This window comes from Methylococcus capsulatus (assembly GCF_036864975.1).
Lineage (GTDB): Bacteria > Pseudomonadota > Gammaproteobacteria > Methylococcales > Methylococcaceae > Methylococcus.
On sequence record NZ_CP104311.1, the window covers coordinates 2,678,670 to 2,704,130 of the forward strand.

The 25,461-nt window shown below is 58.2% G+C and carries 24 protein-coding genes; 8 read left to right on the top strand and 16 right to left on the bottom strand.

Going from position 1 to position 25,461, the window contains the following annotated elements; translation table 11 throughout:
• Positions 1 to 46: 46 nt before the first annotated feature.
• The 10 genes from N4J17_RS13130 to N4J17_RS13175 all read right to left on the bottom strand — a co-directional run bounded on the left by N4J17_RS13130 (position 47) and on the right by N4J17_RS13175 (position 7,257).
• A complete protein-coding gene (locus N4J17_RS13130; RefSeq protein WP_198321877.1) occupies positions 47 to 262 on the bottom strand; it encodes a DUF2905 domain-containing protein in 216 nt (71 codons plus the stop codon).
• Positions 249 to 1,175 carry a VWA domain-containing protein gene (locus N4J17_RS13135; protein ID WP_198321878.1) on the bottom strand — a complete coding sequence of 309 codons (927 nt, stop codon included), beginning with the start codon at positions 1,173 to 1,175 and terminating at the stop codon, positions 249 to 251. Before N4J17_RS13135 ends, N4J17_RS13130 begins: the two co-directional genes overlap by 14 nt.
• Entirely contained in the window at positions 1,172 to 1,720 is a 549-nt protein-coding gene (locus N4J17_RS13140; protein ID WP_277458200.1) for an MxaK protein, read from the bottom strand. Before N4J17_RS13140 ends, N4J17_RS13135 begins: the two co-directional genes overlap by 4 nt.
• Positions 1,720 to 2,697, bottom strand: coding sequence for a vWA domain-containing protein (locus N4J17_RS13145; protein WP_198321880.1), 978 nt, complete (start codon positions 2,695 to 2,697; stop codon positions 1,720 to 1,722). The genes N4J17_RS13140 and N4J17_RS13145 overlap by 1 nt, the downstream gene beginning before the upstream one ends.
• The gene (locus N4J17_RS13150; protein ID WP_198321881.1) at positions 2,694 to 3,584 is read right to left on the bottom strand and encodes a hypothetical protein; all 891 of its coding nucleotides are present in this window, start codon (positions 3,582 to 3,584) and stop codon (positions 2,694 to 2,696) included. Before N4J17_RS13150 ends, N4J17_RS13145 begins: the two co-directional genes overlap by 4 nt.
• 11 nt (positions 3,585 to 3,595) lie before the next feature.
• Entirely contained in the window at positions 3,596 to 4,435 is an 840-nt protein-coding gene (locus N4J17_RS13155) for a DUF58 domain-containing protein (protein WP_198321882.1), read from the bottom strand.
• Entirely contained in the window at positions 4,432 to 5,460 is a 1,029-nt protein-coding gene (locus N4J17_RS13160; protein WP_198321883.1) for an AAA family ATPase, read from the bottom strand. Before N4J17_RS13160 ends, N4J17_RS13155 begins: the two co-directional genes overlap by 4 nt.
• 86 nt (positions 5,461 to 5,546) lie before the next feature.
• Complete coding sequence (locus tag N4J17_RS13165) at positions 5,547 to 5,879, bottom strand: hypothetical protein (RefSeq protein WP_198321884.1); 333 nt, start codon at positions 5,877 to 5,879, stop codon at positions 5,547 to 5,549.
• A 217-nt stretch (positions 5,880 to 6,096) separates the two neighbouring features.
• Positions 6,097 to 6,306, bottom strand: coding sequence for a cold-shock protein (locus tag N4J17_RS13170; RefSeq protein ID WP_010960796.1), 210 nt, complete (start codon positions 6,304 to 6,306; stop codon positions 6,097 to 6,099).
• Positions 6,307 to 6,396: 90 nt separating this feature from the next.
• Positions 6,397 to 7,257: a 4'-phosphopantetheinyl transferase family protein gene (locus N4J17_RS13175; protein ID WP_232470252.1), complete on the bottom strand. Its 861-nt coding sequence runs from the start codon at positions 7,255 to 7,257 to the stop codon at positions 6,397 to 6,399.
• A 452-nt stretch (positions 7,258 to 7,709) separates the two neighbouring features.
• On the opposite strand from N4J17_RS13175, the gene pta reads away from it, so the two are divergent.
• Positions 7,710 to 9,818 carry a phosphate acetyltransferase gene (pta, locus tag N4J17_RS13180; protein ID WP_198321886.1) on the top strand — a complete coding sequence of 703 codons (2,109 nt, stop codon included), beginning with the start codon at positions 7,710 to 7,712 and terminating at the stop codon, positions 9,816 to 9,818.
• A gap of 77 nt (positions 9,819 to 9,895) precedes the next feature.
• Here pta and N4J17_RS13185 read toward each other — a convergent pair whose 3' ends face one another.
• Positions 9,896 to 11,653: a cation:proton antiporter gene (locus tag N4J17_RS13185; protein WP_198321887.1), complete on the bottom strand. Its 1,758-nt coding sequence runs from the start codon at positions 11,651 to 11,653 to the stop codon at positions 9,896 to 9,898.
• Between the two features lie 268 nt (positions 11,654 to 11,921).
• Between N4J17_RS13185 and N4J17_RS13190 the strand changes: the two genes are divergently transcribed.
• From N4J17_RS13190 to N4J17_RS13205, 4 genes are all read left to right on the top strand, one after another.
• The gene (locus tag N4J17_RS13190; protein WP_198321888.1) at positions 11,922 to 12,239 is read left to right on the top strand and encodes a hypothetical protein; all 318 of its coding nucleotides are present in this window, start codon (positions 11,922 to 11,924) and stop codon (positions 12,237 to 12,239) included.
• 12 nt (positions 12,240 to 12,251) lie between these two features.
• On the top strand, positions 12,252 to 14,006 hold the full coding sequence (locus N4J17_RS13195) for a tetratricopeptide repeat protein (RefSeq protein WP_198321889.1): 1,755 nt from the start codon (positions 12,252 to 12,254) through the stop codon (positions 14,004 to 14,006).
• Positions 13,996 to 15,600 carry a methyltransferase domain-containing protein gene (locus N4J17_RS13200; protein WP_198321890.1) on the top strand — a complete coding sequence of 535 codons (1,605 nt, stop codon included), beginning with the start codon at positions 13,996 to 13,998 and terminating at the stop codon, positions 15,598 to 15,600. Before N4J17_RS13195 ends, N4J17_RS13200 begins: the two co-directional genes overlap by 11 nt.
• A 305-nt stretch (positions 15,601 to 15,905) precedes the next feature.
• The gene (locus N4J17_RS13205; protein ID WP_232470253.1) at positions 15,906 to 16,637 is read left to right on the top strand and encodes a glycosyltransferase; all 732 of its coding nucleotides are present in this window, start codon (positions 15,906 to 15,908) and stop codon (positions 16,635 to 16,637) included.
• Between the two features lie 45 nt (positions 16,638 to 16,682).
• On the opposite strand, the gene N4J17_RS13210 is transcribed toward N4J17_RS13205, so the two are convergent.
• On the bottom strand, positions 16,683 to 16,958 hold the full coding sequence (locus N4J17_RS13210) for a hypothetical protein (protein WP_232470282.1): 276 nt from the start codon (positions 16,956 to 16,958) through the stop codon (positions 16,683 to 16,685).
• Between N4J17_RS13210 and N4J17_RS13215 the strand changes: the two genes are divergently transcribed.
• From N4J17_RS13215 to N4J17_RS13225, 3 genes are all read left to right on the top strand, one after another.
• Positions 16,896 to 18,422: a tetratricopeptide repeat protein gene (locus N4J17_RS13215; RefSeq protein WP_425326318.1), complete on the top strand. Its 1,527-nt coding sequence runs from the start codon at positions 16,896 to 16,898 to the stop codon at positions 18,420 to 18,422. The genes N4J17_RS13210 and N4J17_RS13215 overlap by 63 nt on opposite strands.
• Positions 18,423 to 18,486: 64 nt before the next feature.
• Positions 18,487 to 20,043: a tetratricopeptide repeat protein gene (locus tag N4J17_RS13220; protein ID WP_198321892.1), complete on the top strand. Its 1,557-nt coding sequence runs from the start codon at positions 18,487 to 18,489 to the stop codon at positions 20,041 to 20,043.
• A gap of 101 nt (positions 20,044 to 20,144) precedes the next feature.
• Positions 20,145 to 20,561, top strand: a complete 417-nt coding sequence (locus tag N4J17_RS13225; protein ID WP_198321893.1) for a pilin — start codon at positions 20,145 to 20,147, stop codon at positions 20,559 to 20,561.
• Between the two features lie 54 nt (positions 20,562 to 20,615).
• Here the strand turns inward: N4J17_RS13225 and N4J17_RS13230 are convergent, their stop codons facing one another.
• The 4 genes from N4J17_RS13230 to N4J17_RS13245 are packed head-to-tail and all read right to left on the bottom strand — an operon-like array spanning position 20,616 to position 25,056.
• Positions 20,616 to 22,646, bottom strand: coding sequence for a tetratricopeptide repeat protein (locus tag N4J17_RS13230; protein WP_198321894.1), 2,031 nt, complete (start codon positions 22,644 to 22,646; stop codon positions 20,616 to 20,618).
• A gap of 15 nt (positions 22,647 to 22,661) precedes the next feature.
• Positions 22,662 to 23,705 (bottom strand): glycosyltransferase family 2 protein, encoded by a 1,044-nt coding sequence (locus N4J17_RS13235; RefSeq protein WP_198321895.1) that lies wholly within the window; start codon positions 23,703 to 23,705, stop codon positions 22,662 to 22,664.
• Positions 23,706 to 23,765: 60 nt separating this feature from the next.
• Positions 23,766 to 24,440 (bottom strand): class I SAM-dependent methyltransferase, encoded by a 675-nt coding sequence (locus N4J17_RS13240; RefSeq protein WP_277458203.1) that lies wholly within the window; start codon positions 24,438 to 24,440, stop codon positions 23,766 to 23,768.
• Entirely contained in the window at positions 24,412 to 25,056 is a 645-nt protein-coding gene (locus tag N4J17_RS13245; RefSeq protein ID WP_198321897.1) for a glycosyltransferase, read from the bottom strand. The genes N4J17_RS13240 and N4J17_RS13245 overlap by 29 nt, the downstream gene beginning before the upstream one ends.
• Between the last annotated feature and the right edge of the window lie 405 nt (positions 25,057 to 25,461).

Below are 25,461 nucleotides of genomic sequence, written 5' to 3' on the forward strand. Positions count from 1 at the left end.
GGGCAGTGGGAGTGGATTCAGCCCATGTTCCCCCGGCGGAGGCTGTTCAGCGTCGGAAGAACAGGTTCAATATCAGGCTGATGATGAGGCTGATCACGATCATAGAAGTGATCGGAATGAAAACATAACGGTTTTCATCGCCCAGCCGGATATCGCCGGGCAGCCGGCCGAACCAGCCGAACAGACCGGGCGCGAGATGCAGCAGCGCGCCCAGGGCGGCGATACCGAGTCCGAGGGTGATCAGCAGCTTAGCCAGGGACATGGCGGACTCTCAGGTCAGGAACGAGATGTGGCCAGATTACCAGCAGCCAAGCGATGAGTGCGAGCATCCAGCCGATGCCGGTGGGTACGACGCGCAGTTCGCCCAGCGCCGGATCGCGCAGCGCCAGGCTCAGCCCTTCCGGCGTGTCGAGCCGCAGGTAGCCCAATCCGACAGTGTTGGCGAAATCCTTGAGTTCCGTCTCGTGTAGCCAGGACAGGTACAGACTGCCGTCGTTTCCGCGCCGATGGGTGGTATCGGCGGAAGCGTCGAGGTAAGCGGTGGTGGTTACCGGGGCTAGGATGTCGGCCTTTTCCCAGAATCCCAGCGGCCGGTTTTCCCGATCGAGGCGTGGCACCGGTACCGGCTTGGTGTCGCCGACGCCGACGATGAGCCCTTGGACTTCACCTGGCTTGACCTGGAGCTCCGGTCTGACCGGATCCTCCGGCGTCTGCTGGCCATCGCTGAGGAACACCAGCCGCGGAACCGGATCGCGTTTCTTGACGATACGCAGCGCGGCATTGATGCCTTGGGCGATGAAACTGTCGGCGGCCCAGGCCATGCGCCAGTCGATATGCTCCAGCACGTCTTCGATCACCCCGGCGTGGCGGCAGACTTCCAGCGGCTCGAACAGCAGTTCCACGTTCTGGGTGGTGAACAGACCGAGACCGGCTTGTGAGCCGCAAGGTAAATCGGCGATGGCTCGGCGGATAGCGGCCTTGGCGAAGCTCAGCCGGTCGGCTGGTAGTCCTTCGAAATGATAGTCGCGGGCGTTCATGCTCTGGGTGATGTCGAGCACGAACAGGTAGCGGAACACCGGCTGTTCCAGTGGAATCCGGGGATCGGCCCAGGCCAGCAGGGTGAGTACGGCGGCTGCCGCCAGCCCCGCGAATGACCGGCCGAAGCGCGGCTTCATGGACCACCCCCAGGGATACCGGGCAGGGTAGAGAACACGGAGGACTTGGTGCCCTGCCAGTTGGCCTTTTCCTTTTCCTTGGGCGGCGGCGTGATACGGAAGGCGTATTCCAGATTGAACCGTGCATCCTGGTCGTCCGGCCTCAGCCGCAAGGCCTCTTTGAGATTTTCCTTGGCCAGCGCCACCAGGGCGTTGACGCGCGCATACTCCAGCACTCCGCGCGAGTTCCATAGACTGGCCGCCTCCCGCAAGTAGATTGTGCCCATGTTGTAGTGAACCCGTTGCCGAAATGCGGGGGATGGATCGTTCCGGATCGTGTGGTAGAGCCGCAACGCTTCCTGGTAATCGCCCCCGAGGTCCAGCGTCTGCGCCTTGGCCAGGATCACTTCCGGCGCCGTGTCCTCGTCCGGAATGATGTGCCGGGGATCGTCGATGGCCGCATTCTCCCGCGCCACGACGAACAGGTGGTAACCGGCCCATCCGGCCAATCCCAAACTGAGGGCAAGGAGCCCCCATGCGGCACTTTCGCGCAGTTTAGCCTGCATCACCATGCACGCACCTCCAGGGATTTGGCGACAAGAAGGGGTAGGAGCAGGATCAGGGCGCAGCCGTAGCACCATCCGGAGAGGTCCTGGCGGGGCACCTTCTCGAGATAGCGCAGGGGCTGGTTGGCCAGCCGTCCGACATCGGCAATGGCCTCTTCCACTGCCTGCGGATTTGTCGCCTCGTAGGCCGTGTAGGGCACTCCAAGACTCTGGAAGTATTGGTGCAGCAGGTATTCGGGCGAGGCGTCCTCGCTGGCCCCTGTGGGTGGGCGTTCCAGCGGAGCACTGTTCTTGCTGCGGAGATAGATCCAGTGCAGCCGCGCCTGGCTGTCCTGGAACCATTGCCGGATCAAGTCCTGCGATTCTTCCTCGATGCGGGTGGCGCCGTCGGAGACCAGCAGGATGATACGGGCGCCGGTCGCGGGCTTGCCTTTGAAAAAATCCAATGCCATGGCCAGCCCCGGTGCGATGTTCGTGATACCGTGGCCGCGGTCGCCGACGCTCTCTATGGCGGCCAACACGGCCTCGCGGTCCTGGGTCAGGGGCATCACATAGCGCGGTGCAGCGCTGAAGGCCACCATGGCGAACAGATCGTCGCCGCGCCGGCGGACGAAGTTTGCGAGCAGCCGGCGGGCGACGGCGTTCTTGGACTCGCCGGCAGTGCCGCCGAGATAGCGGCCAGAGAAATTCTCGTTCATGCTGCTGCTGCGGTCTATGAGCAGGACGATGTGAGCGCCGGTGCCCAGCCGCTCCTCCCATTGCTCCAGAGCGTAAGGGCCAGAGATACCGGCGGCGAGTGCCAGCAGCGCCAGTGAGGTGAGGGCGCGCAGTCCTCGGTCGATAGCGGCGGACAATCGGTCTTCCGGAATCATGGCCGCGCAGGAATAGCCGACCGTGGGCTGGCCTGCCTGCAGCCAGGGCAGTAGGGCGCCGGTGCCGAGCAGCAGCCACCAGGGGGAAGTGAATCCGAAGCTCATGACCTCCGCCTCTCCAGGCGCCTGGCCTGGCGCGCAAGTTTCAGGCAAAATGCGTAGACCCCGTCATCGGAGCCTTCCGCAAAGAATAGCTGGCGTGACAGGGCAAAGAACTTGTCCAGCAGCTCGCGAAGGTCGGCAAATTCCGGATGGCGGGTGAGGAAGGCTTCCAGACCGTTGGCGAACACAGCGGCGCCGGCGGTCTCATTCAGCGCCCGGTGCAGGATGAGGCAGGCGGCCCGGCCCGGTGAAGGCTGATTTACCAGCTGCTGCAATTCGCGGCAGGCGCGGCGGAATGGCAGGGGCCCGGAGAATAACGGCAGTAGACCGCGCAGCCACAGCAGGTAAAAGCCGGCTACAGCGCCCAAGCCCACTCCGAGACTCAGCCATCGCCCGTAAGGCGCAAACGGCCGGCGTTCTGCCGGCCGGGTGGCTCGGATGGTCACTTTCTCGTCGGGGATGCCGGGCGGAATCAGCGGCATGAAGCTGACCGGCAGTGCCGGCACTTCGACGAGGGTCGAACCGCCTGCGTCTGTGACACGCAGCCTCAGCGGCGGCAGCTCGGCGGTTTCCGGCCCGCGCACACCATAGAAGACCTGATAGGTGATGCGGACTCGTGTCCGATCGTCGGCCGAGTCGGTTTCCACCTTACGAATCTCCGCCCACTCAGTGATCGGACCGGGAACGGGGAGCGAAGCGGGGTCGATTTGGCCGCCGTGGATAGAGACCACGACATCGCGCGTGATCAGGTCGCCCATCGTATGGGTAGCGGTGTGGCCATCCTGGCTCTCGAACCTCGCTGGCACGGTCCGGTCGTTCGCCCTCAACACCCATGCGAAGGTCACGACGACGGCGAGCAAACTGGCGAGCGGCAGGGTTAACTTGCGCATGAGGCCGCCTTTCATGCCTCGTAGAAATACCGGGTCAACGCGTCGGCGTCGAAACGGTCTTCGAGCAGAAAGGGCTCGCGGGTGCCGTGGCGGGCTGCCAATTCCCGTAGGCGATCCCGCCTCGCCTGGAAAGCATCCCGGAATCGCCGTTTGAGGGCAGGACGCATGAACAAGCGCCGCCGTCGGCCGCTCTCGGGGTCGCGCAGATGGATCAGTCCCCAGTCGGGGAGCGCCTCGTATTCGGCCCGGCTCCACACGGCGACGGGCACCACGTCGTGCGGACGCAAGGCGTCGAGCAGCAATTCCAGGAAAGGATCATCCAGGTGGAAATCGGACACCAACAGCACCAGTGCCCTGCCGCGGCCGAGATGGGGAACGGCCTGCGCCAGCGCCATGGCATTGCGGGCGCTCGGCCGGACGCTGGCGAGACGTTCGGCCGTGGCAGCGGGCAAACCACCCTTGTGCCAGCGCAGCGGCAGGCTGAGATCCCAGTGGATGGTCTCACCGCAGACGATGAGGCCGAAAGGATCGCCGCTGCGGTAGGCGGAATAAGCCGCGGCAGCGGTAAATTCCACCAGCGTCCGCCCTTTGCCGGCGAAACCCATGGACGCCGAGAGGTCCGCGAGGACGAACACCGGGATCGCGCTGCGCTGGCGGAAGCTCTTCACCATGAGCCGCCCGAAGGGATCATTCAAGGTGGCATGGGGATCGATGTTGCGCGGGTCCGGGAAAGCCGTGAACGGCAGGTGCCCTGCGAATTCGTAGCCGCCTCCGGTCTGGTGGCTGGGGTGGTGGCCCGGATGTGCTCCGCCGGCGCGCCAGCGGACCCGGTAGTGGAACTCCGGGATCATGGCGCAGCGACCCTTTGCCTGATGCCGTCCAGGAGTTCGTCGATCAGCGCCGTCCGCCGCAGTTCGTATACCGGATTGAAGAATATGCGGTGGCCGATGGTCTCGCGGAATACATCATGGATGTCCTCTGGCACGAGGTAGTCGCGCCCGTCGAGCCAGGCGGCGACCCGGGCGGCGCGCATCATCATGCTTACACCGCGGGCGCTGGCTCCGGCCAGAATCAGCCGGTCCATGTCGACGTCCCCCAGTTTGAGGCCGTAGGCGGCGGGGTGGCGGGTCGCTTCCCACAGGTCCAGTGCATACCGTTGCAGGGTCTCGCTGGCCATGACCGATTGCTGGATGACGGGCGCGATCTGCGGGATTTCACGGTAGGGCAGGAGGCCCGGCGTCAAGGTATCGAGCAGGCGGTCGACGTCGTGGAACTTCGGGTCGAACATCAGGGCGCATCGCAACGCCGGGTCGGCCGGCGTCTCGATGTGCAATTCCATCATGAAGCGGTCGCGCGCCGCCGAGGGGATCTCGAAAGTTTCCTCCTTCTCCACCCGGTTGCGGTCGGCGAAGATCTGCAGATAGGGGAAAAAATACTCGCGGTTGAAAGCGCTCACGGCGTGTTCGGCCATAATCCGCAGCAGCAGCGAATGCACCTGCGGGCGGGCGCGGTTGACTTCGTTGAAGAAGAACACCGACAGATCCTCACCGTGCTTGAGGACGGGGCCGGGGTCGACCTGTGGTTTGCCGTGTTCGTTGATGTAGGTGTGGTACACCAGGTCATTCGGCATCAGGTCGATCGTGCCTTCGACCCGTTCGTAGGCGCCGCCCAGGCAGCGGGCCACGGCCCTCAGCAGGGTGGTCTTGCCGACGCCCACGTCGCCTTCGAGCATCACATGGCCACGCGCGAAGACGGCGATCAGGATATGGCGGATGGGCCGGTCCAGCCCGATCACGGCCTTGCAGACTTCACGTTCGAAGGCCAGAGCGCGCTGGCGCCAGTCGGCGAGTTGGGTATGTTTCAGGTCAGCGGACATGGCGAATGCGGAAAGTGCGGTGTCTCAAAACGAGCGATGCCCGGCGGCGCCGGGCATCGGGACAACGTCGGAACGACCCGGAGTGCTCAGCTCTTGCCGCTTTGCTCGGCAGCGATGAGGTCGTCGAAACGTTTCAACTGGAAGCGGGTGAATTCGATCAACTGATAGCCCACGTCGAAAACCAGCTTGTATAGCGAGGGCGCCAGGTACACTTTGTAACCGACATAGCCCAGCGTACCGATGCCGAGCAGCGCGGCGATGACCGTGGGAAAGCCGATGCCCGCGAAGAGGCGGATGACCTGGAACAGGATGTCCAGCGGCAGCAGGATCAACAGGCCGGCATAGACCAGAATGATGAAGCTGAAGAACACGAAGGTGACGAACTTGAATACATAGGCCAATATCAGATTGATTTTCATGCGTTTTGCCCTTCCCGGGATTATTCTAATCGAATTTTTGTCTGCGTATCGGTCCAGTCTCCGGGTGCGGCTCGGGATGGCGGCATGCCGGGAGTGGAACACAACCTCAAAATGATTGGCATTTTAGCATAGCTTGGAGCTCTGGCTCCGGATCCGACGGGAGGTAAAAAAACAGGCCCCGCAGGGCCTGTTTTCCGCGAATATCCGGTTCGGAAAATCAGATGACGCTGACCTGATCCGCCTGCGGACCTTTGGCGCCCTGGACTTCCACGAAGCTGACCCGCTGGCCTTCCTTCAGGGTCTTGAAACCCTCGCCCAGGATGGAGCGGAAATGGACGAACAGATCGGCGCCACTTTCACGCTGAATGAAGCCGTATCCTTTCGTTTCATTGAACCATTTGACGGTGCCCTGCTGTACTTGACTCATCTCTCTCATCTCTTCGGTGTGGATCGAACTATGCCGCTGCCGACGGCGACCGGGCGAACTGGTAGCAGGAGATCGATGGCACAAGTGGCTTTACCGGGAAAGGTACCGCGATGAATCCGCTGCCGCGTTTCCCAATACGCAGTCCGGGGTAGGATACAGAAGCGATTTGAGGTTTTCAAATTCCAGATTTTCGCCTTCGAGTTCGATCTCGCCGGAGAAAAACCGGGCGTTCGCCGCCTGCACCGTGACCGCCCCCTCGAACCCTTCCCGTACCGACAATTCGGCGAGCGACCAGCCTCGCACGTCTCCCAATTGCGGCGGAATTCCAAGCCAGCGCGGCCGGCCTTCGAGGCTGGAAACGCAGTGTTGCAGGCCCAGCGCCATGCCTTGTCCCGAGGCCTTGCCCAATGCTTCCTTGCGCACCCAGAAGCGGAAAAAGGCGCATGCCGCCGCTTCGTCATCGAGGCCATCGAGCTGTGCCTGTTCGCTCGGTGCCAGGCAACGCCGGGCCAGCGCATCGAGACGAGCCAGGGGGCGCCGTGCCTCGACGTCGATCCCGACCGGGGATCGCCAGGCCAACGCCAGCACGATCACGTCGCCGGAGTGGCTGAGGTTGAACTGAAGCTCGGATTCGATGCCTTCGTCACGCAGAGCCGGTTTGCCGTGGGGGCCGATCGAGAAGCTGAGCGAGGCCGGTTTGCGGCCGAGATAATGACCGAGCACGCCACGCAGCAGCCTGCGCCCGGTCACGAACTGGATCCGCGCCGCGGCCAGACCGATGCGGGCCGCGCGGAGGGTTTCTCCTTCGTCAAGCCAGTTCTGAGCCAGGGCGGACAGGCTGCCCAGATCCCCATGCCAGACATGGACTTGGCCGGCCTCGAGCGCCGCGAGCGAAGGTACGGCAGTCTCGGACTCGGTAACGCTGAGCGTAGGGAAGCTTCTCGGTTCCAAGGGATTATGGGCGGCGGGGTGGATACGGGCGCTGCGAATTGTATTTGCGGTGGCAGCAGATGGCGAGCCTGTCTTTCGCCCCTGCGACTCCGGCGGTTTTCCTTTCCCCGATTCTGCTCCGGCGAGGATTCCGCATATCCACATGGCTTCTGCAACCGTGCGGCGTCGCCGTCACGACCGCATCATCCTTGCCGGACTGCGCGGCAACGTGATGGAATGGCATGACTTTGCCGTTCTACGACTATTCCCCCGTCGCGATCACCAAACTGTTCTGTCCGGTGGACGATACCGCGGCTTCGCCGATCGCTTCCTTCGGAGGTGCGCTGCGGTGTCTGCATCCTCCGGTCGGATCGGAGACCGCCTGGAGGTCCGCAGGTGCTCACCGGGGCGGTGATTGTGCGGTCCGTCGCTGGCAAAATTCGAACCGATTTTCCTCGACAAGGTGGACAGGCATGAGCCATGCGTTCTATGTCACGGCGACCGAAGCCGACGCAGGTAAGGCCCTGGTGGTACTCGGCGCGACCGAATTCGCCTTGAGGAAGACCACGCGGGTCGGATTTTTCCGGCCGGTGATTCCCGAGGCGGATGGCCCGGACGAGGACATCCGGCTGGTCCTCGATCATTTCGCTCTTCCACAGCGCTACGAGGATTCCTATGCCCTGACTTACCGTGAGGCACAGACGCTGCTAAGCGAAAACCGGGCCGACGAACTGCTGGAACGCATCATCGCGGCTTACAAGAAGCTGGAAGCGGGTTGCGATGTCATCGTCTGCATGGGTACGGACTACCTCGGTGAGATGGCCTCTCTCGAGTTTGAGCTCAATGGAGAGATTGCACGCAATCTCGGTGCGCCAGTGCTGATGATCGCCGGTGCCCAGGGAAAGACCCTGGACGAGGCGGTGCATCCACTGGCAATCGCGGTGGATGCCTGCCGCGAGCGTGGCGGACGGGTGGCCGGGGTATTCCTGAACAAGGCCGATCCGGCAGACCTCGCGGCTTACCGGCAAGCGCTGGTCGGCCATTTCGGCGACAAGGTCGGGCTGAAGGCAGTGATTCCATTCGACGCCAGGCTCGGGAGCCCCACCGTGCGGGAAATCGCAGACCGGCTGGGTGCGGAGATCCTGAGCGGCGGAGAGCGTCTGGACGGGCTCGTGTCCGGCTATCTGGTGGCGGCCATGCAGTTGCAGCATGCCCTCACTTGGCTGCAGGAAGGGCAGTTGGTCATCACGCCGGGAGACCGGGGCGACATCATCATCGGGATGCTGCAGGCCGACCGTTCGGTCCGCTACCCGTCGCTGGCCGGTCTGCTGCTGTCGGGCGGTCAGCGGCCCGAGCCGTCGATTCTGGACCTGATCGAGGGCTCGTCCGACTCGCTGCCCATCCTGGCCGTGGCCACCGATACCTATACCACCGCGACCCGGGCGCTCCAGGTCAAAAGCAAGCTGAGGGCCGGCGACCGCGGCAAAATCGAGCGCAGCATCACTGCCTTCAACGACCACGTCGATGCCGAATCCCTGGAATCGCAGGTGCGAAACCTCCGCTTCGACGGTCTGACGCCACGGATGTTTACCTACAACCTGATGCAGCGTGCCAAGGCCGACAAGCGTCACATCGTCCTGCCCGAACCCACCGATTCCCGGGTGCTGCGCGCCTCCGCCTTCCTGCTCGAGCGCGACGCCGTTCGTCTCACCCTGCTCGGCTCCAGGCAGGAGGTTGAAAATGCCCTGAGGCGGCATGCCATTGTCCTCGATCCCGCGGTTCTGGACATCGTCGACCCGGCCACCGACGCCCGGCGCGAATCCTATGCGGAAACCTATTTCCAGCTGCGGCGGCACAAGGGTATGACCCTGGACGCCGCGCGCGACTGTCTGCTCGACGTCTCCTATTTCGGCACCATGATGGTCTATCGGGGCGATGCGGACGGCATGGTGTCCGGCGCCATCCACACCACCCAGCATACCGTCCTGCCCGCACTGCAGATCATCAAGACCCGGCCTGGCTGCTCGATCGTGTCTTCCGTCTTCTTCATGTGCCTGGACAGCGGCGTGGTCGTGTACGGGGACTGCGCGGTCAATCCGAATCCCAATGCTGAACAACTGGCCGAGATCGCCATCAGTTCCGCCGACACGGCGAAGGCTTTTGGAATCGAGCCGAGGGTGGCCCTGTTGTCCTATTCCTCCGGGGACTCGGGACACGGGGAGGATGTCGAGCGGGTCCGGGAAGCGACCCGCATCGCCCGCCAACGCCGGCCGGACCTCCTGCTGGAAGGGCCGATCCAGTACGACGCCGCGGCCGATGCCGGCGTCGCCGCCCAGAAAATGCCGGGATCGCCGGTGGCCGGCCGCGCTACCGTATTCGTGTTTCCCGACCTCAACACCGGCAACAATACCTACAAGGCCGTGCAGCGTGAAACCGGCGCGCTGGCCATCGGCCCCATCCTGCAAGGACTCGCCAAGCCGGTGAATGATCTCAGCCGCGGCTGCACGGTGGCCGATATCGTCAACACGGTGGTGATCACGGCGATTCAGGCGCAGGGCGCCACAGCCGCCGAGGAGAGGTAAGGTGTGACTGAAGTCCGTAATGAGGCCGGTCCGGATGGATGCCGGAACGACGAATCTTTGCCTGAAAGCCCAGGGCGTTACCTGGGCGGACTGCGGCTACCATCCTCGCGTTCCGGTGCGGCGGTTTCTTTGATCTGTGGATGCAGCGCTCTTTCGGCATCGATCTGGGGCTGCACCACGGTCTTGGAATACCCCAGCAGGCTCAAGACTTTGGCAGCGATCACCAGGCTCGATTCCAGCATTTCCGGGATGACATAGTCGGCACCAGCCGCGATCAGTTCGGCATAGTCCGCTTCGTTTTGGGTGCGTACCACGATAGGCAAGGTATAGCCCTGGCGGCGTATCTGGGTAATGATCCGGCGCGCTTCGCTCAGCGACTTGAAAGTGAGGATGGCAAGCCGGGCGCGTTCCATGTGGCAGCGTCGCAGCAGGTCGATTCGCGCGCAGGAGCCGTAGATCACCGGATCGCCGGCTGCCCGTCCCTCCTTGATCCGGTTGCCGTCCGGGTCCAGGGCGATGAAGGGGATGCCGTTGTTTTTGAGGAACTTCGCGATCATCTGGCCGACCCGTCCGTAACCGGCGAGGATGATGTGGTCGGACAGGTTCGGCGGAATCCGGCTCATCTCGCGGTCCCGGCCCGACACTTTCTGGCCCGCCAGACGGCAGAGCCACTGGCTGATTTCGAAGTTGTAGCGGATCAGCCAGGGCGCGAGGATCAGGCTGCCGACGACAATGGCCAGCGACAGCGAAGCGATCCGCTGGGCGAGCACGTGGAGTTGCGCTCCCAAGGTGATCAGGGCCAGCCCGAATTCGCTGGCCTGGGCGAGTATGATGCCGGTCTTGCTCGCCGTCGTGGCTGATTCGCCCATGAGCCGGGCGGCGAGGGCGATCACCACCGACTTGGCCAGAATCAGCAGGACGATGCCGAACAGGACGATGCGGCCTTCCTGTACCAGCAGGCCGAAATCGATCTGCATGCCGACGCTGGCGAAAAACACGCCCATCAGAATGTCTTTGAATGGGCGGATGTCCGCTTCCACTTGATGGCGGAATTCGCACTCCCCGAGCATCACCCCCGTGAGGAACGCCCCGAGCGCCATCGACAGGCCGAAAGTCTGCGTCAGCCAGGCCGACAGCAGGATGATGACGAGCACCGTCAGGACGAAGATTTCGTCCGAGCGGCTCCGGGCGACCTCGTGAAAGATGGTCGGCAGCAGCCATTTGCCAGCACCTGTCAATATCACGACCAGAATGCCACCCTTTTCCACGACGTGAAGCAGCTGTTCATGCAGGGCGCGCCCGCTGTTTCCGGCCAGCGCGGGCACCAGGATCAGACCGAGCAACGCGGCCAAATCCTGAAAAATCAACACGCCCACCGCAAGCTGGGCATGGTGGCGGTTGATGAGCTTGAGCGATCGCAGCTCGCGGACGACCAGTGCCGTCGAAGACAGCGCCAGGGAACCCGCGACCACCAGCGTGGCGCCGAGGGGCCAGTCCAAACCAAAGAAAAGCGCCGATGCGAATACCGACAGGGTGAGCAGCATCTGCAGGGAACCCAGGCCGAACACCGCGCGGCTGAGGTGCAGCAACTGGCGAAGCGAGAACTCCAGCCCCAGTTCGAACATCAGGAACACCAGGCCCAGCTCGGACAGAAAATGGATGTTGGCACCGTTGGTCACCATGCCGAAGCCGAACGGCCCCACCAGACCGCCGGCGAACAGATAGGCCAGGATGTCGGGCAGGCGCAGGCGCTGAAACAGCAGTACGCTGGCGAGGGATGCCAGGAGCAGCACCAGGAGTTCGCTGAAAAAACCGGGATAGAGATGTTCGGCCATGTTCCGGGCATCGGGTGGGAAAGCGATCGGGCGTTCTTTCCGCCCTGTAACGGAACTCTTGGGCCGCAGAACGTTTTCGTCAAGCCGTTGACGCCGAAAAAACACGGCGTTCCCTGGCGCCGGCAAGGGTATGTCCGTGTGCACCCGGTGTGGGACCATGGCGCGCGATCCCTTGCGGAAAGTTGCAAATCTGCTAGTTTTCTCCCACCGCAAATGCTTTACAGCACATTGATCGAAAATTCTAAATATAGTCGAGGGATGCAACAACATGGGCCTGTTCTCCTGGTTCTCCGCCAATAAAGAGCTCGATCTGTTCGCCAAAACGCTGGCGCAGGACATCGCCAAACGCTACCCGCCATCCATGGACACCGCCCCGGAGAAAAAGATTTCCGCCAACCGGCTCACCAAAATCCTCGAAGATGCCTATGCGAAGGCCAAACGGTTCAACCAGGAAAAGGCCCTGGGGATGTACAAGAAAGCCAAATTCGGTAATACGTTCCGCTGGGAGTTGAAGGAGCTCGGCTACAGCAAGGAATTCATCGAGGTGGCGACCGAAGGGCTGATCGTCTATCTCAGCAGAAAATAACGCCGCAAACGCATGCTCGCTCAGGTCCTCAAACGGGCCGCCAGGGTATGGGCGGACCGCGGCAAGCGTGGACGCGAGATTTCTCCCGCCGCTTGGGAAGAAATAGACGCACGGCTGGCATCAGGCGATGCGGAAAATGCCGAAGCCGTTTGGGTTTCCCTCCTTCGGCAAAACCCGGAATCGCCGGTGGCTCTCCATGGCCTCGGACGCTTGCAGGGCATGCGTGGTGAGTTGGCGACCGCTGGCCGGAATCTGGCCAAGGCGGTGCGGCTCAAACCCGATTTCACGGAAGCCTGGATCGACCTCGGCAATGTCCAGCTGACGTCGGATAAGCCGGAGGAGGCCGAGTCGGCCTATCGACGAGCGCTTGCCGTGGACGAGACCAGTGTCTTGGCGTGGTGTAACTTAGGACTCTGCCAGCAAAAGCGCTCCCAACTGACGGAGGCGTCCGAGAGCTTCCGGCGGGCGCTGGACCTGAACCCCCGTTTTGGTCTGGCGCTGCGGCATTGGGTAGGTATTCAGACGAAACTCGACTGGCCGGATGGCGCCGCGGAGCTTCTGGAGCGTTGGGCCGATATGGTGCCGGACCACGCCGAAGCGCAGGCCGCCTTGGGCTTCATGTGGCTCAAGCACCGTTTCCGGCCCGATCTGGCCATCACCCATTTCAATCGGGCGGTGGCGCTGGGAATGAACCATGCGGAACTTCACGGCAATCGCGGCATCGCCCTGCAGGACCTAGGCCGCATCGATGAAGCGCTCGCCAGTTACGACAAGGCCTTGCATCTGGAACCGGAAAACCGCGCGGTGCGTTTTCACCGGTCACTGGCCAAGCTGCTGGTGCACGATTTCGAGCAGGGCTGGCCCGACTACGAACTCCGCCTGCTCAACGAGGAGTGCCCCCGGCGGGCTCTCCCCTTTCCGCGCTGGGATGGAACGGAGCTGAGCGGCAAAACCATTCTGGTCTACGCCGAACAGGGTCTGGGCGATGAGATCATGTTCGCCTCCTGTCTGCCCGACATCATCGTCCGGTCCGGCCATTGCGTGATCGAATGCCACAAAAAACTGGCACCGATGTTCCGTCGCTCATTCCCGACCGCCACCGTGCATGACGGCGGCCAACATGACGAACCGAGCGGGTTGTCAGGTCTACCGCCGATCGATTGTTGCATTCCGGTGGGCAGCCTGCCTCTGCATTTCCGCCGGCGACTGGAGGATTTCCCGCAACACACCGGCTACCTGAAGGCGGACGAAGCACGTATGTCATATTGGCGCCGGTCGCTGGCAGGGCTCGGCCCCGGTTTGAAGATAGGCATCACCTGGAGGGGCGGCACCCGTCAGACCCGCCAGAGCTATCGTTCCATGCCCCTGGACACGCTGGTGCCGCTACTCGAAGTTTCCGGTGCGCATTTCATCAGCCTGCAGTACGACGAATGCCGGGACGAGATCGCAAAGCTCGGGTCGGTCCACGGACTGACCCTCCATCATTTTCCTGCGGCCATCGCCGATTACGACGAAACGGCCGCGCTTTTGGGGGCGCTCGATCTGGTCATCGGCGTCTGTACGGCGGTGGTGCATCTGGGCGGTGCGCTGGGGCGGCCCGTGTGGGTCATGGCGCCGGTAGGGCCAGAATGGCGGTACGGGGTGACTGGAGGCACGATGCCTTGGTATCCAACCTGCCGTGTATTCAGGCAGGCTGCGCCGTTTGCGTGGGAGGAACTCATTCTTCGCGTGAGAAATGAACTGATCGCCTATCTCGATGAAAATTAGCTGGATCACCTTCGCCAGTCTCCGTACAGAGAATGGTGCAATCACTTCGGACATGGCTAGCGCGCGCTATCGCATGCTCTTGCCGGGCAGGTATCTCCAAAGCCAGGGACATAAGGTGGAGTTTCACGGTATCGGCCCGGAGGTGAACTGGGATTCCTATCCGCGGGGTTCGCTGGATGCCGAGGTCGTCATATTTTCCAAGAGTTTCAACCCGGCCAACGAGCAAGCCGCTTCTTTCGCCCGGCGGAACGGCGCGAAAGTCCTGTTCGACATCAGTGACAATCATTTCATTCATCCAGAATTCAGCGCCCACTACCGGACGATGGCGGCGCTGGCGGACCGGGTGACCGTACCGACTGCGGCGATGGGCAAGGTGGTTTTGCAGCACACCGGTCTGATCGCGGCCGTCATTCCCGATCCGGTCGAAGGGCAACGAAAGGCGCCTTCCGCCATGAGAACCGTCGGGCGGCGCGTGGGCCTGTTTGCGAGCACTCGGGAGGCCGCACGCCTGTTGTGGTTTGGGCATCCGTCCAATCTGCCGGCGCTGTTGGCGGTGATTCCTTCTCTCAGGGCATTGGCGCAGCAATACCCGATAGAGCTGGAGATCGTCACCTCCAGAAATCCTGGTTTGGAGGATTTGTTGTCGACGCATGCGGCTACGGCCAGCAAAAACTTCCGTATCTTGTTCTCCGAGTGGTCTTTGCGGGCTCTGGAAGATGCCATGGAACGCTGTGATCTGGTGATCGTCCCCGGCGATCCCGAGGGCAGACGGGAATCCGTCAAGAGTCACAACAGACTGACCGAAGCGCTTTGGGCCGGCAAATACGTCGTCGCCCATCCGCTGCCGGCCTATCAGGATTTCATCGACTGGGCCTGGATCAGCGAAGATCTGGTGACGGGCATCAAGTGGGCATTGACCCATCCGGACATGGTGCCGAACCAGGTGGCACAGGCCCAGGTGTTCATAAATGATCATCTGACCCCGGAACACATGGGGGCCCGCTGGCTGGAGCTCATCGCCGAAACCGGCTCAGGCACGACTCACAAACAAGTCACGGCCGATGCCGACCCCTTGCGTTTGAATCTCGGCTGTGGGGACAAAATACTTCCCGGCCATCTGAACATCGACGTCGCCCTCGCCCGGGCTGGAAAGGTGCCGGACATCATTTGCGATCTTCATGCCTTGCCGTTTGATGGCGATATGGCTGACGAGATTCTTTCCGTTCACGTCATCGAGCATTTTTGGCGATGGGAGGTACAGGATGTGCTACGGGAATGGGTCAGGGTTCTGAAACCTGGCGGCAGGATGATTCTGGAATGTCCGAATTTGCTCGCGGCATGCCAGGAGATCCTCCGGAATCCCAACGCCGCGACAGGGGAAGGGAGGGAATGCCAGCGGTCGATGTGGGTGCTTTACGGCGATCCAACCTGGCGTGATCCGCTGATGGTTCACCGCTGGGCTTATACGCCCGAGAGCCTTGCGGAAATCATGCGTCAAGCCGGGTTGATCAACGTGCGTCAGGAGCCTGCTCAATTCAAATTGAGAGAGCCCAGGGATATGAGGGTTGTTGGCATAAAGCCACACCGCTCTTGATATCGAGCGCCGGATATAAATAATCTGATGCCAAATCATTAAAATATATAATGCAGTTGACCTAGGCCGTCATATCGGCAGAGATGGCTCAGTATCCAGAGCACTAGGAAGGGTGGGGGTGTCGCCATTACCGCATTTATGGGTTCCGATATTCCGTGTTGGAACGACGAGTTGTTCTTAACGAACGGAATTATCCTGTCAGGCGATGAGATATAAGTGAAGCCGCTACATGGCATCGGTTTCTTTACTCTCGGCAATTTCGTTCGTTGATCGGAATTTAAACAAAAACACCGGCTTCGATCCTTTTGACAAATAAAGACGGAATTACCAAAAGCACAATGCAAGAAATATCCCCCATTCGAATATTCATTGGCTATGATCCGCGCGAAGCGCTGGCTTTCAGTGTGCTGGCCCACAGCATCCACGTTCGAGCGTCCCGGCCGGTTTCCATCACGCCTTTGATGCTGAGCCAGCTCGGCCAGGTTTACCGGCGGGAACGCAATCCGCTCCAGTCAACGGATTTTTCTTTCAGTCGGTTCCTGGTCCCGTATCTGTCGGGATTTTCCGGCTGGTCCGTTTTCCTGGACTGCGACATGCTCGTCCTCGACGATATCGCAAAGCTCTGGGCCCTGCGGGATGAGCGTTATGCGATACAGGTGGTCAAGCACGACCACGTTCCAGCCGAAGAAATCAAATTTCTGGACGCGGCACAAACCCGCTATGAGAAGAAAAATTGGTCCAGCGTCGTGCTTTTTAACAACACAAAATGCAAAGCCTTGACGCCGGATTACGTGAATACCGCATCCGGCCTCGATCTACACCAGTTCAAGTGGCTGGATGACGAAGCCTTGATCGGTCATATACCTCATCGCTGGAATCACCTGGTGGGATACGATACGCCATCACGCGAAGTATCACTTGCGCATTACACCATAGGCGGACCTTATTTCGAGGAGTACCGCGACTGCGAATATTCCGACGAGTGGCGCGCCGAACTCGCCGGCATGTTGCGGGTCGATCAGAGACAGGCCCGCTGACGGCTGGCTCTCGGTCCGCCACCGGATTCCATCATGCTGCTGCAGTTATTCAAAAATCTCTGCTTTCCGGGCAGAGCACAGGCTTTGCAGAATTCGGAGGACGACGAGTCTACCCCGGCCGGAATACTTCGTTGCCATACCGATAAAGCGGAATCCGTCGAATCCGGTGAGGCAGAGATGGATCAGCTTTATCAGCAAATCGAGCAAGCTTTGGCGGAGGGCAATCTGGCGCTTGCCGAAACATGTTGCCGGAAAGCTTTGGAACTGCGGCCCGATGCGGCCTTGGCCAGTCTCCATCTCGCCCGGATCAGGCTCGCTCAAAGGCGTCTGGCGGAAGCCTCAGGATGTCTGGGCCGGGCCGAACACATGCCTGGCCTCGACGTGAAAACTCACAACCGCATCGGCATCGTCTGGCTGGACCTGGATGACTGCGCAAGAGCGGAGACATGTTTCCGTTCCATCCTGGCCAAGGACGACACCTACGCCTACGCCTGGTGCAATCTGGGGATTGCATTGCAGCGCAAAGGCGACCTCGAAGAAGCTTTGACATGTTTCCAGCGCGCTTTGGAACTGAAGCCGGATTTCGCCGAAGCCATGCACAATTGCGGGCTTTTGCTGAGAGATTTGGGCAGGCCTGCGGAAGCGCTGGAGATGCTCGAACGGGCTTTGTCGCTGAAGCCGGGCTTCGCATTGGCCCAGGCCAATATCGGTGTCGTGCTGCAGGATTTTGGCAAGCTCGACGATGCGATCGCAGCCTTAGACCGCGCCCTGGAGCTGGAACCGGAGTCCGGTGACATTCATTTGACCAAAGCTCATCTGCTGCTTTCGGCTAGACGTTTCCGTGAAGGCTGGGAGGAACAGGAATACCGGCGTCTGGCGCCGGAATTTCCAAGCGACCGTTTTTCACTCCCCGAATGGAAAGGGGAGGACCTTGCAGGAAAAAACCTACTGGTCTGCGCCGAACAGGGGATCGGCGATGAAATCATGCTGGCCAGCTGCTTCCCCGACCTGTTTGCTAGAGGCGGTCGGTGCGTGATCGAATGTGATCCCCGACTCGAAACCCTGTATCGGCGTTCCTTTCCACAGGCTGAATTTGCCGGCAAAAGGTTCAAAAATCCGGACATCTGGCTGGAAGCATTCCGCCCCATCGACTTGCAAATACCCTTAGGCAGCCTTCCCCGGTTTTTCCGCAACGAAATCTGTGAGTTCCCCCGCCATTCTGGCTATCTGACAGCCGATCCACAGCGTATCGGACGTTGGAAAGAACGGCTTGCCGCACTTGGACCGGGGCTGAAAATCGGCTTGTCATGGCGAGGCGGGACCAGCAGAACCAACGCTTATTTACGCTCGATCCCCCTGGAAATCTTGTTGCCTATTTTACAGATGCCGGACACGCATTTCGTTAATATTCAGTATACCGATTGCCGGGCCGAACTGGATTTGCTTCACTCGCGCCACGGCACTCGGATTCATTCCTGGCGCTGGCTTGAAAACGATTTTGAGGAAACGGCCGCTTTGGTTGCCAGCTTGGATCTGGTCATCAGTGTCTGTACGGCGGTCGTGCATCTGGCTGGTGCCCTGGGAGTGCCGGTGTGGGTTCTGGTACCGAGTTCGCCGGGCTGGCGCTACGGGCGCGAGGGATCACGCATGCCATGGTACCCCGCGGCCCGTTTGTTCCGGCAGGAGAAACCGCTCCATTGGGAACCGGTCATAGCCGAAATCGGTAAGGAACTCGCACGTTTGACGAATGTATCATCACTCATGAATTTCGCTGAGATAGGGTAGCACGACGATGATATCCATAGCGGACGAGGTTCGGAGTGAGGCGCAAATCTGTTTTCAGCGCGGGATGGCGGAACTGGCCGCAAACGAGATCGATTCAGCGCTGAGATGGCTGGAACAGGCCATAGACCACGATCCGGAATATGCCTCGGCGTATGCCACGTTGGGTGACATATATCAGCGTAAAAACGATCTGGTCGAGGCAGATTACTGTTTACGGATGGCTTTACGCTGCTCCCCTGATTCTTCTGAAATTCTGCATAAGCTGGCCAGAAATTGTGTCGCTCTCGGAAGCAGACCAGAAGCCCTTGCTCTCCTCGAGGAAGCCAAGAATCGTCATTCCGGATCGGGGGTGTTTTTGTCGCAGATTGCATTGATTTATGACGATCTGGATGAAATCGATTTGGCGATTCGTGCCTGGGAAGAAGTGATTGCATTGAATCCTCTGGATGCGTCGGCCCATAACAATTTGGGATTGCAGTGGCATTATGGGAAAGGCGATGTCAACAAAGCATCGGACTGTTTCATGCAGGCACTGGAACTGAATCCCTGTCTGACCGAAGCTCGCTTCAATCTTTATCAGGCCAAGGCGGATGCCGGGAAGGTCGATGAAGCCCTCGCGGGTTTCGAATCCATGCTGGCAGAACCGTTTCGTGAAGAGGTCATGTTTCACCGCTCCGTTGTGCTCCTGAAAAACCGGCGATTCGGCGACGGATGGCGGGAGTATCACCTGCGGTGGCGTTATCGTGGCACACAGAGCCGCTCGTTCCCATTTCCGGCCTGGGACGGCCAGCCCTGTACGGGAAAAACCTTGCTGGTTTACGGCGAGCAAGGATTGGGAGATGAAATCATGTTTTCATCCTGCCTCAAGGACTTGCAGGATAAAACAGGGGCGAAGATAGTTCTGGAATGTAACATCCGTCTGGAAAACCTGTTTCGACGTTCGTTTCCGGACGTTTTGGTCATTGGCAGGTCAAGAGCGCAAACCGGCGTCGATTGTCTCGCGGATGTGGCGACCATAGATTTCCAGACGGCGATAGGGGACCTCCCCAGTATTTTTCGCACCGAGGAGGCCGCTTTCCCCAACCATCGGGGTTATCTCGAGGCCGACCCGAAGCGTGTGACATTTTGGAAAAATCGGCTGGCAGCGTTGGGTGACGGTCCAAAAATCGGTATCTCCTGGCGCGGCGGGCAGGGGACGACCCGGCGGGAGGTACGCTCGATCCCCCTCCGCGAGTGGCTGCCAATTCTGGCGACCAAGGGGATGCATTTCGTGAGCCTGCAATACACCGATTGTCGTCAGGAACTCCAGACTTTGGAGGCACAGCATGGAATCGTGGTCCATCATTGGCAGGAAGCCATTGACGACTATGATGAAACCGCCGCTTTGGTGATGGCACTGGACCGAGTCATCACGGTGTGCACTTCCATCGTTCACTTGACCGGAGCCTTGGGACGTCCGGCCTGGGTACTGGTCCCGCGTGTGCCGGAATGGCGTTATCTCGCTTCGGGAGACACCATGCCGTGGTACCCCTCGGTGCGGCTGTTCCGTCAGCCCCGCCACGGAGACTGGACGCCGGTACTGCGGCACGTTGCGCAGAGGCTGGTCAGCGCCATGCCGTGAATCGCAGGGGTGCCCCTTTCGGTAAGGTAAAGTCTCTGCTATGTTTATGCAAGTGGTGCAAGCCACTGTCCCCGCAAGCAGAATCAAAACAAGGAGATGATATGAAAGCGGTACAAAAAGGTTTTACATTGATCGAGCTGATGATTGTCGTGGCGATCATCGGTGTCCTCGCAGCAGTCGCTCTGCCTGCCTATCAGGACTATACGGTTCGAGCGAAAGTGTCGGAACTGATTCTTGCAGGCAGCAAATTCAGGACGGATATCACTGAAAAGTGTCAGCTGGCCGGTACATGTTCCGGCTCCGGGACGAGTATGACGGTTGCGATTGGGGGAAAAATAGCGACAGGCAGCGATGTTGGCAACGACGGAACGATCGTGATACAGGGAAGTACTGCCACTGACAGCGTGGGCGCCTCCGTAAGCATTACCTTGACCCCCAGTTGGAATTCTGTGTTGGGATCGGCGGTCTGGTCGTGCACAGGAGCTCCAGCAAGATACGTTCCGGGCTCTTGCCGCTAACGAAACAGCTTTCTCGTACCAGTAGCGCCTCTTCTGAGGCGCTTTTTGATGAAGTCAGCTATTCGATAGCGTAGACCACGTTCTCCAGAAGACTCGATATGCTCGTTCCAAATCGATGGCGAACCGACGGCTGTCGATCAGGGGAGACTGGATAAACCGTCGCCGAAGATCTGCTCTCAAGCGTTCGAGTGCTGACAAATTGCGACTGAGGTCGAGCGCGATTGTCAGGTAGTCAGTTTTCGTTCTGGCCACGAGATTTGGCAACCCCAGATTCATCAACATAGCAATCGTCTGACGTCCAGCCAGTCGTTGCTGTTCCAATGTGATCACCGGCACCCCCATCCACAAGGCGTCGAAACTGGTGAAACCACCGCAAAAGGGAAAAGGGTCGAGTGCAATGTCGATTTCGTGGTAGGTCTGTGCGAACTTTTCCAGAGAGGTTGCGGGCCGAAGTTCCAGCCGGGCCGGGTCTAAACCCCGTTCGACACAAAGAGCGCGAAACCTCTCGAGGTTGAGCCTGTCGCACAGCGCGACTGTTTGAATGAGCAAGCGGCTGGTTGGCGACGCCGCCAAAATTTGTGCCCAGAGGTCGAGTACCTGCGCGTTGATCTTTGCCAGATTGTTCAGACAACCGAAGGTGATGTAACCGTTCCGCTTTGCCGGTAGTTGCCCTACCTCCGGCATGTCGGGATAAGGGTGGTAATAAAGACGGGTATGCGGCATACGGTATAGTCTTTCAGAAAAATACTGCTTTTGATCCGGAGGGGATGAATACGGATCGGTGATGAACCAATCCATCGTGGCCAGCCCCGTGGTATCGAAGTAGCCGAGCCAGCTCACCTGGACCGGCGCTGGTTTGCGGGCAAAAACCAAGGGCTGTGTATGGGAGGTGTGCCCTGACAAGTCTACGAGAATATCGACACAGTCCTCACGGATGAGCGCAGCCACTTCATCGTCGGAAGCGCCATGAAGATGGCGCCAGTGATCCGAAAGTGCAGCAATCCTGCGGCTCATGTGGTCTTCCTTTTTCCCGATGTGATAACAAAAGACCGAAAACTGATCGCGGTTCCGGTGCTCAAGTAAGGGCAGGAAATTGTGGCCGACGACGTGCTGTCTGAGGTCCGGCGATAGATATCCTATCTTGAGGGGACGCTCCGGATCGCGCTCGTTCGGAAAATCCGGGTCGATTGGGTAATGGGGTAAGGCCAGCTGCTTCTCCCAGTTTCGCACTTCAGTCTCGTGCATCTCTGGCGTCAGATGGGGTTCATAATTCAGGCCGGCGAGCAATGCCGAAAATGCATGATATTTGTCTGGTTCCGCATTAACGCACAATCGATAGTGTGTTCTGGCTTCCTCTACGCGCCCGAGCTGGACCAGACAGCGAGCGAGATTATTGCGGATTCCGACATGGCCTGGGTTTGTTTCGAGCAACGCTTGGTGTTGCAAGACGGCTTCGCTGAGCCGATTCCGGTGTTCCAGCGCCCTGGCCAGGATGACCCCCGCCGCATAGCGTTCATAACCCTCCCTGGGCTTCGACGCGAGCACTGAGATTCCACGATCCACCATTGCGGAATCTTTGAGCGTGATCCCGGCACCTACCAGCGCGGAAGCGAAGGCAACATCGACGTCGTTATCAGGATCGATTTCCAGTACACGTTTGAATGCGACAATGGCTTCGGGATGGCGTTTCGCTTCTATCAACGCAAGCCCCAGATTCATCCATGCATCCATACGCTCCGGATCAAGCTGCGTGGCAGTCTGCAGAGCCTGGATCCCTTTGTCAACGGCACCGGCTGCAAGATATGCATTGCCCAGATTAAAATAATAAAGACTCTCGTTAGGCGCATATTCAAGTGCTTTGGAAATTAACCCAATAGCCTGGGAGTGCTGCCCTTTCCGATGCGCGATAAATCCGGCAAGATGCAGGGCCTTGGCATTATCTGGTCTGCATCTAAGCATGTTCAGAGCGGCTTGTTCCGCCTTGTCGATCTGTCCTTTTTGTAGTAATTTCTCGGCGTCACAAATACCTTTAATTCCATAAATCGTTGCAGAAGCAAAATCCTGTATGATGCGCCAAATCATCATCTTCGCCCCAACGCTCTAGAGTGACGCTGCATTGGCGTTTGAATATACATGATTTTCGGCAGCCGATTTTAGTAACCGCAGGTCTTCATTATCTTGGTACAAATATATATATCTGGAACAAAGTCTCAGTACAGACGACCACTCGCCCAGAGAGGCATGGAATCTTACAAGTTTGATAAGTTGTTCAGACTTTTCCGTATCGGTCAGTCGGCACCACGGAGCATTGAGATGTTCCAAAATTATATTGTTGCTCGCCTGAAGCTTTAGATGATCAGGCGTATATCGCTCGATCATTTTCCATTTGGACTCAAGCTGCCGTTTATCATTTCGAAAACTTTGATCAGCATGGAGCCGATATTCAAAAACGATCTCATCACAAAATGCATGGCGTTTATCCGGAAGTGACGACAAATAATGAAAAATCTTTACATTGAGGCTCCAGTCTTCGGCCAACATGCTGGGATCATAGCCACCCACAGCCTCAAAAAGACTGCGTCTGATTATTGCGGTATGCACGAAAATACAATTTTTATGTGTTATAAGATACAGGTAAATATCTTTGGCATCTTTCCGCAAAAGCTCGATCGCCTGGGGCGTATGACACACGCCTTTTCTCATATTTGTAGTTATATCCAATCCGCGACCATTGCAATATAAAATATATAATTCAGGATTATTAGACAATATATCGACTTGCAGCGTGACTCTGCCTGGCGTAAACAAGTCATCTGAGGAGAAAAGAATGAACAGGTCCCCGCTTGCCATCGCTGCCGCCCGGTTGAGAGTGAATGCAGGGCCACGATTTACATCGTTTTTAGAGACGATCATAGGTATGGGTGAGATTTTTTTTAGCCCATTTAAAATGGCGAAGGTGTTGTCGCTGGACGCGTCATCGACGGCGACTATCTCAAGATTTGGATAGTTCTGACCCCAAATACTTCTCACGGTTTCTTCTATATACAGCTCATGATTGTAAGCTGGTATGAGGACGCTTACCTTGGAATGGTTGGTTCTGAAATATTTATTGAAAATATTTTTTATTATTTTTACCAAAAGCATCTCGTTATCAATTTTGAGCGAGGAAATGATTAAGCGGCACCTTTATAATAAAGGCATGTATCATATTGGAGCAGCACGTATCACATATTGAATTGGCATCGCGTCTATGGCCGCTCTTTCCGGATCAGACCCTATACTTATGGCCATCGCGCGCACGGCGCTCATAACCTTATCTCTGCCAGGCTCGTAAAAAATTCTAGGTATAATTACCTCTACTCTGAATCCGCAATCATTGAAGAGGTTTAACATCGTGGTTCGAGTGAACCATCGCAAATGAGTCTTATCGAGTAGGCCGACCTCCTCATAAACGAAATTACCGGAATTCAGACGTGCCTGGACGCTCCAATGCTGGGCATTGGGGATGCAAGCAGATATACAGCCACTTTGAGAAATCATTTTGCGTATTCTGGTTAAAACAGACCAAGGATCATGAAAATGCTCCAATGTATCCCCAAAAATCCAACAGTCTGATGGAAACAGAGAGATAAAAATGTCTTCTGGTATTCTTTCTATATCAATTGCCAATGTGGAGTCACAGTAACGCTCGGCAAGTTTTGCGTAGTCTGGATCGATATCTATTCCTATATAGTTGCATTTCGGGTTCAGCTTCTTGTACTCCCTAGCCAAGGCTCCCGTGCTGCACCCCACCTCGATGATCCGCTCAGCGTTTAATGGCAGAATAGCCAAGAGGTCAGCATTATGTTTGTCATGGGCTTTGGTTTGTTTCAACATCATGCTCCCCATATTTGTTCAAATATTTTATATAAGATTCTTTCCAGCTCGTTGAGGTATAGTCGCCAGCGCTGCCATGAATTACAGTTATAGGCCACGTGCCCATGATTAAGTTCTTTGATTCAGCTTGGCGGCATAAATCCATGTCGTAAAAGTGAAATTTGAATAATGGGTCGAACCTGAGTTCGTGTTTATGTAAGGTGTCGCTTTTGGTAATCAAAAGCAATCCATCCAGAAGCTTTACTGATTTTCCAGGGCGGCCATAATAGCTTAGTTTGCATTCTGGAAAACCATTTCCGTGCATTACGATGCCGCTCAGATTGGTTATTTCATCGCGGACCAGTCGGTTATTTGAAAAGGCTGAAAAATACCATGAAGGTTGAGCTGGAAGTCGGCGTGTGTTGCCTGCGACTCCAGCAATATCGAAATGTTTCATGGCTGCGTGTACTTGGTTTGGTAAGTAGATGTCAGGAATTTGTATATCGTCGTGTGAGAATAATAAAATGGCGGGATCTGATTTTGATTTATCTATGGCTTCATTATAAACCTCTGGCAGGCCGCGAGTATTTTCTGCGCTAAGTTCCAGCCCTATCAAGGGAAGACTTTCAAAAAGTTTCAATGTTCGACCTAGAAGAGTCTTTTCGAAAAAGCCCTTCCGGGTTTCTCGGGTTGCACATATGAAACGCAACTTATTCAATTTGTTCTACCTAGCAGTTCAGAATGTTCAGGTCGAGTGAACTCGTGTACTTTCTGTCGCATTCATGCTTATTATATTTGTCAATTCCATATCGATCACACAATGTGAGCATACGATAGATCGCTACAAAGGCGAAGATGTAGTGTCTTTCACAAGGGTCTCGCGGTTTCATGCAGGATTCGGTATATGGGCGGCTCTGGCGTCGAAGCACTGGCCGTCCAGCCGTCTTTTGCAGGCGGATGACGAATGTCAGACTCTCGCGTTATTTTTTCGTGTCGAAGGTCGCGAGGTCGATCCAGCAAGTCGATGTCCCCGGCGCATTGTTCG

Excerpts from the sequence above, each read along its gene's own strand:
- N4J17_RS13145 (WP_198321880.1), bottom strand. The coding sequence starts at position 2,697 with ATGAGCTTCGGATTCACTTCCCCCTGGTGGCTGCTGCTCGGCACCGGC.
- pta (WP_198321886.1), top strand. The coding sequence starts at position 7,710 with ATGAGCCATGCGTTCTATGTCACGGCGACCGAAGCCGACGCAGGTAAG.
- N4J17_RS13170 (WP_010960796.1), bottom strand. The coding sequence starts at position 6,306 with ATGAGTCAAGTACAGCAGGGCACCGTCAAATGGTTCAATGAAACGAAA.
- N4J17_RS13190 (WP_198321888.1), top strand. The coding sequence starts at position 11,922 with ATGGGCCTGTTCTCCTGGTTCTCCGCCAATAAAGAGCTCGATCTGTTC.
- N4J17_RS13195 (WP_198321889.1), top strand. The coding sequence starts at position 12,252 with ATGCTCGCTCAGGTCCTCAAACGGGCCGCCAGGGTATGGGCGGACCGC.
- N4J17_RS13200 (WP_198321890.1), top strand. The coding sequence starts at position 13,996 with ATGAAAATTAGCTGGATCACCTTCGCCAGTCTCCGTACAGAGAATGGT.
- N4J17_RS13150 (WP_198321881.1), bottom strand. The coding sequence starts at position 3,584 with ATGCGCAAGTTAACCCTGCCGCTCGCCAGTTTGCTCGCCGTCGTCGTG.
- N4J17_RS13135 (WP_198321878.1), bottom strand. The coding sequence starts at position 1,175 with ATGAAGCCGCGCTTCGGCCGGTCATTCGCGGGGCTGGCGGCAGCCGCC.
- N4J17_RS13130 (WP_198321877.1), bottom strand. The coding sequence starts at position 262 with ATGTCCCTGGCTAAGCTGCTGATCACCCTCGGACTCGGTATCGCCGCC.
- N4J17_RS13220 (WP_198321892.1), top strand. The coding sequence starts at position 18,487 with ATGGCGGAACTGGCCGCAAACGAGATCGATTCAGCGCTGAGATGGCTG.
- N4J17_RS13185 (WP_198321887.1), bottom strand. The coding sequence starts at position 11,653 with ATGGCCGAACATCTCTATCCCGGTTTTTTCAGCGAACTCCTGGTGCTG.
- N4J17_RS13240 (WP_277458203.1), bottom strand. The coding sequence starts at position 24,440 with ATGATGTTGAAACAAACCAAAGCCCATGACAAACATAATGCTGACCTC.
- N4J17_RS13230 (WP_198321894.1), bottom strand. The coding sequence starts at position 22,646 with ATGATGATTTGGCGCATCATACAGGATTTTGCTTCTGCAACGATTTAT.
- N4J17_RS13225 (WP_198321893.1), top strand. The coding sequence starts at position 20,145 with ATGAAAGCGGTACAAAAAGGTTTTACATTGATCGAGCTGATGATTGTC.
- N4J17_RS13160 (WP_198321883.1), bottom strand. The coding sequence starts at position 5,460 with ATGTCCGCTGACCTGAAACATACCCAACTCGCCGACTGGCGCCAGCGC.
- N4J17_RS13155 (WP_198321882.1), bottom strand. The coding sequence starts at position 4,435 with ATGATCCCGGAGTTCCACTACCGGGTCCGCTGGCGCGCCGGCGGAGCA.
- N4J17_RS13165 (WP_198321884.1), bottom strand. The coding sequence starts at position 5,879 with ATGAAAATCAATCTGATATTGGCCTATGTATTCAAGTTCGTCACCTTC.
- N4J17_RS13140 (WP_277458200.1), bottom strand. The coding sequence starts at position 1,720 with ATGCAGGCTAAACTGCGCGAAAGTGCCGCATGGGGGCTCCTTGCCCTC.
- N4J17_RS13235 (WP_198321895.1), bottom strand. The coding sequence starts at position 23,705 with ATGCTTTTGGTAAAAATAATAAAAAATATTTTCAATAAATATTTCAGA.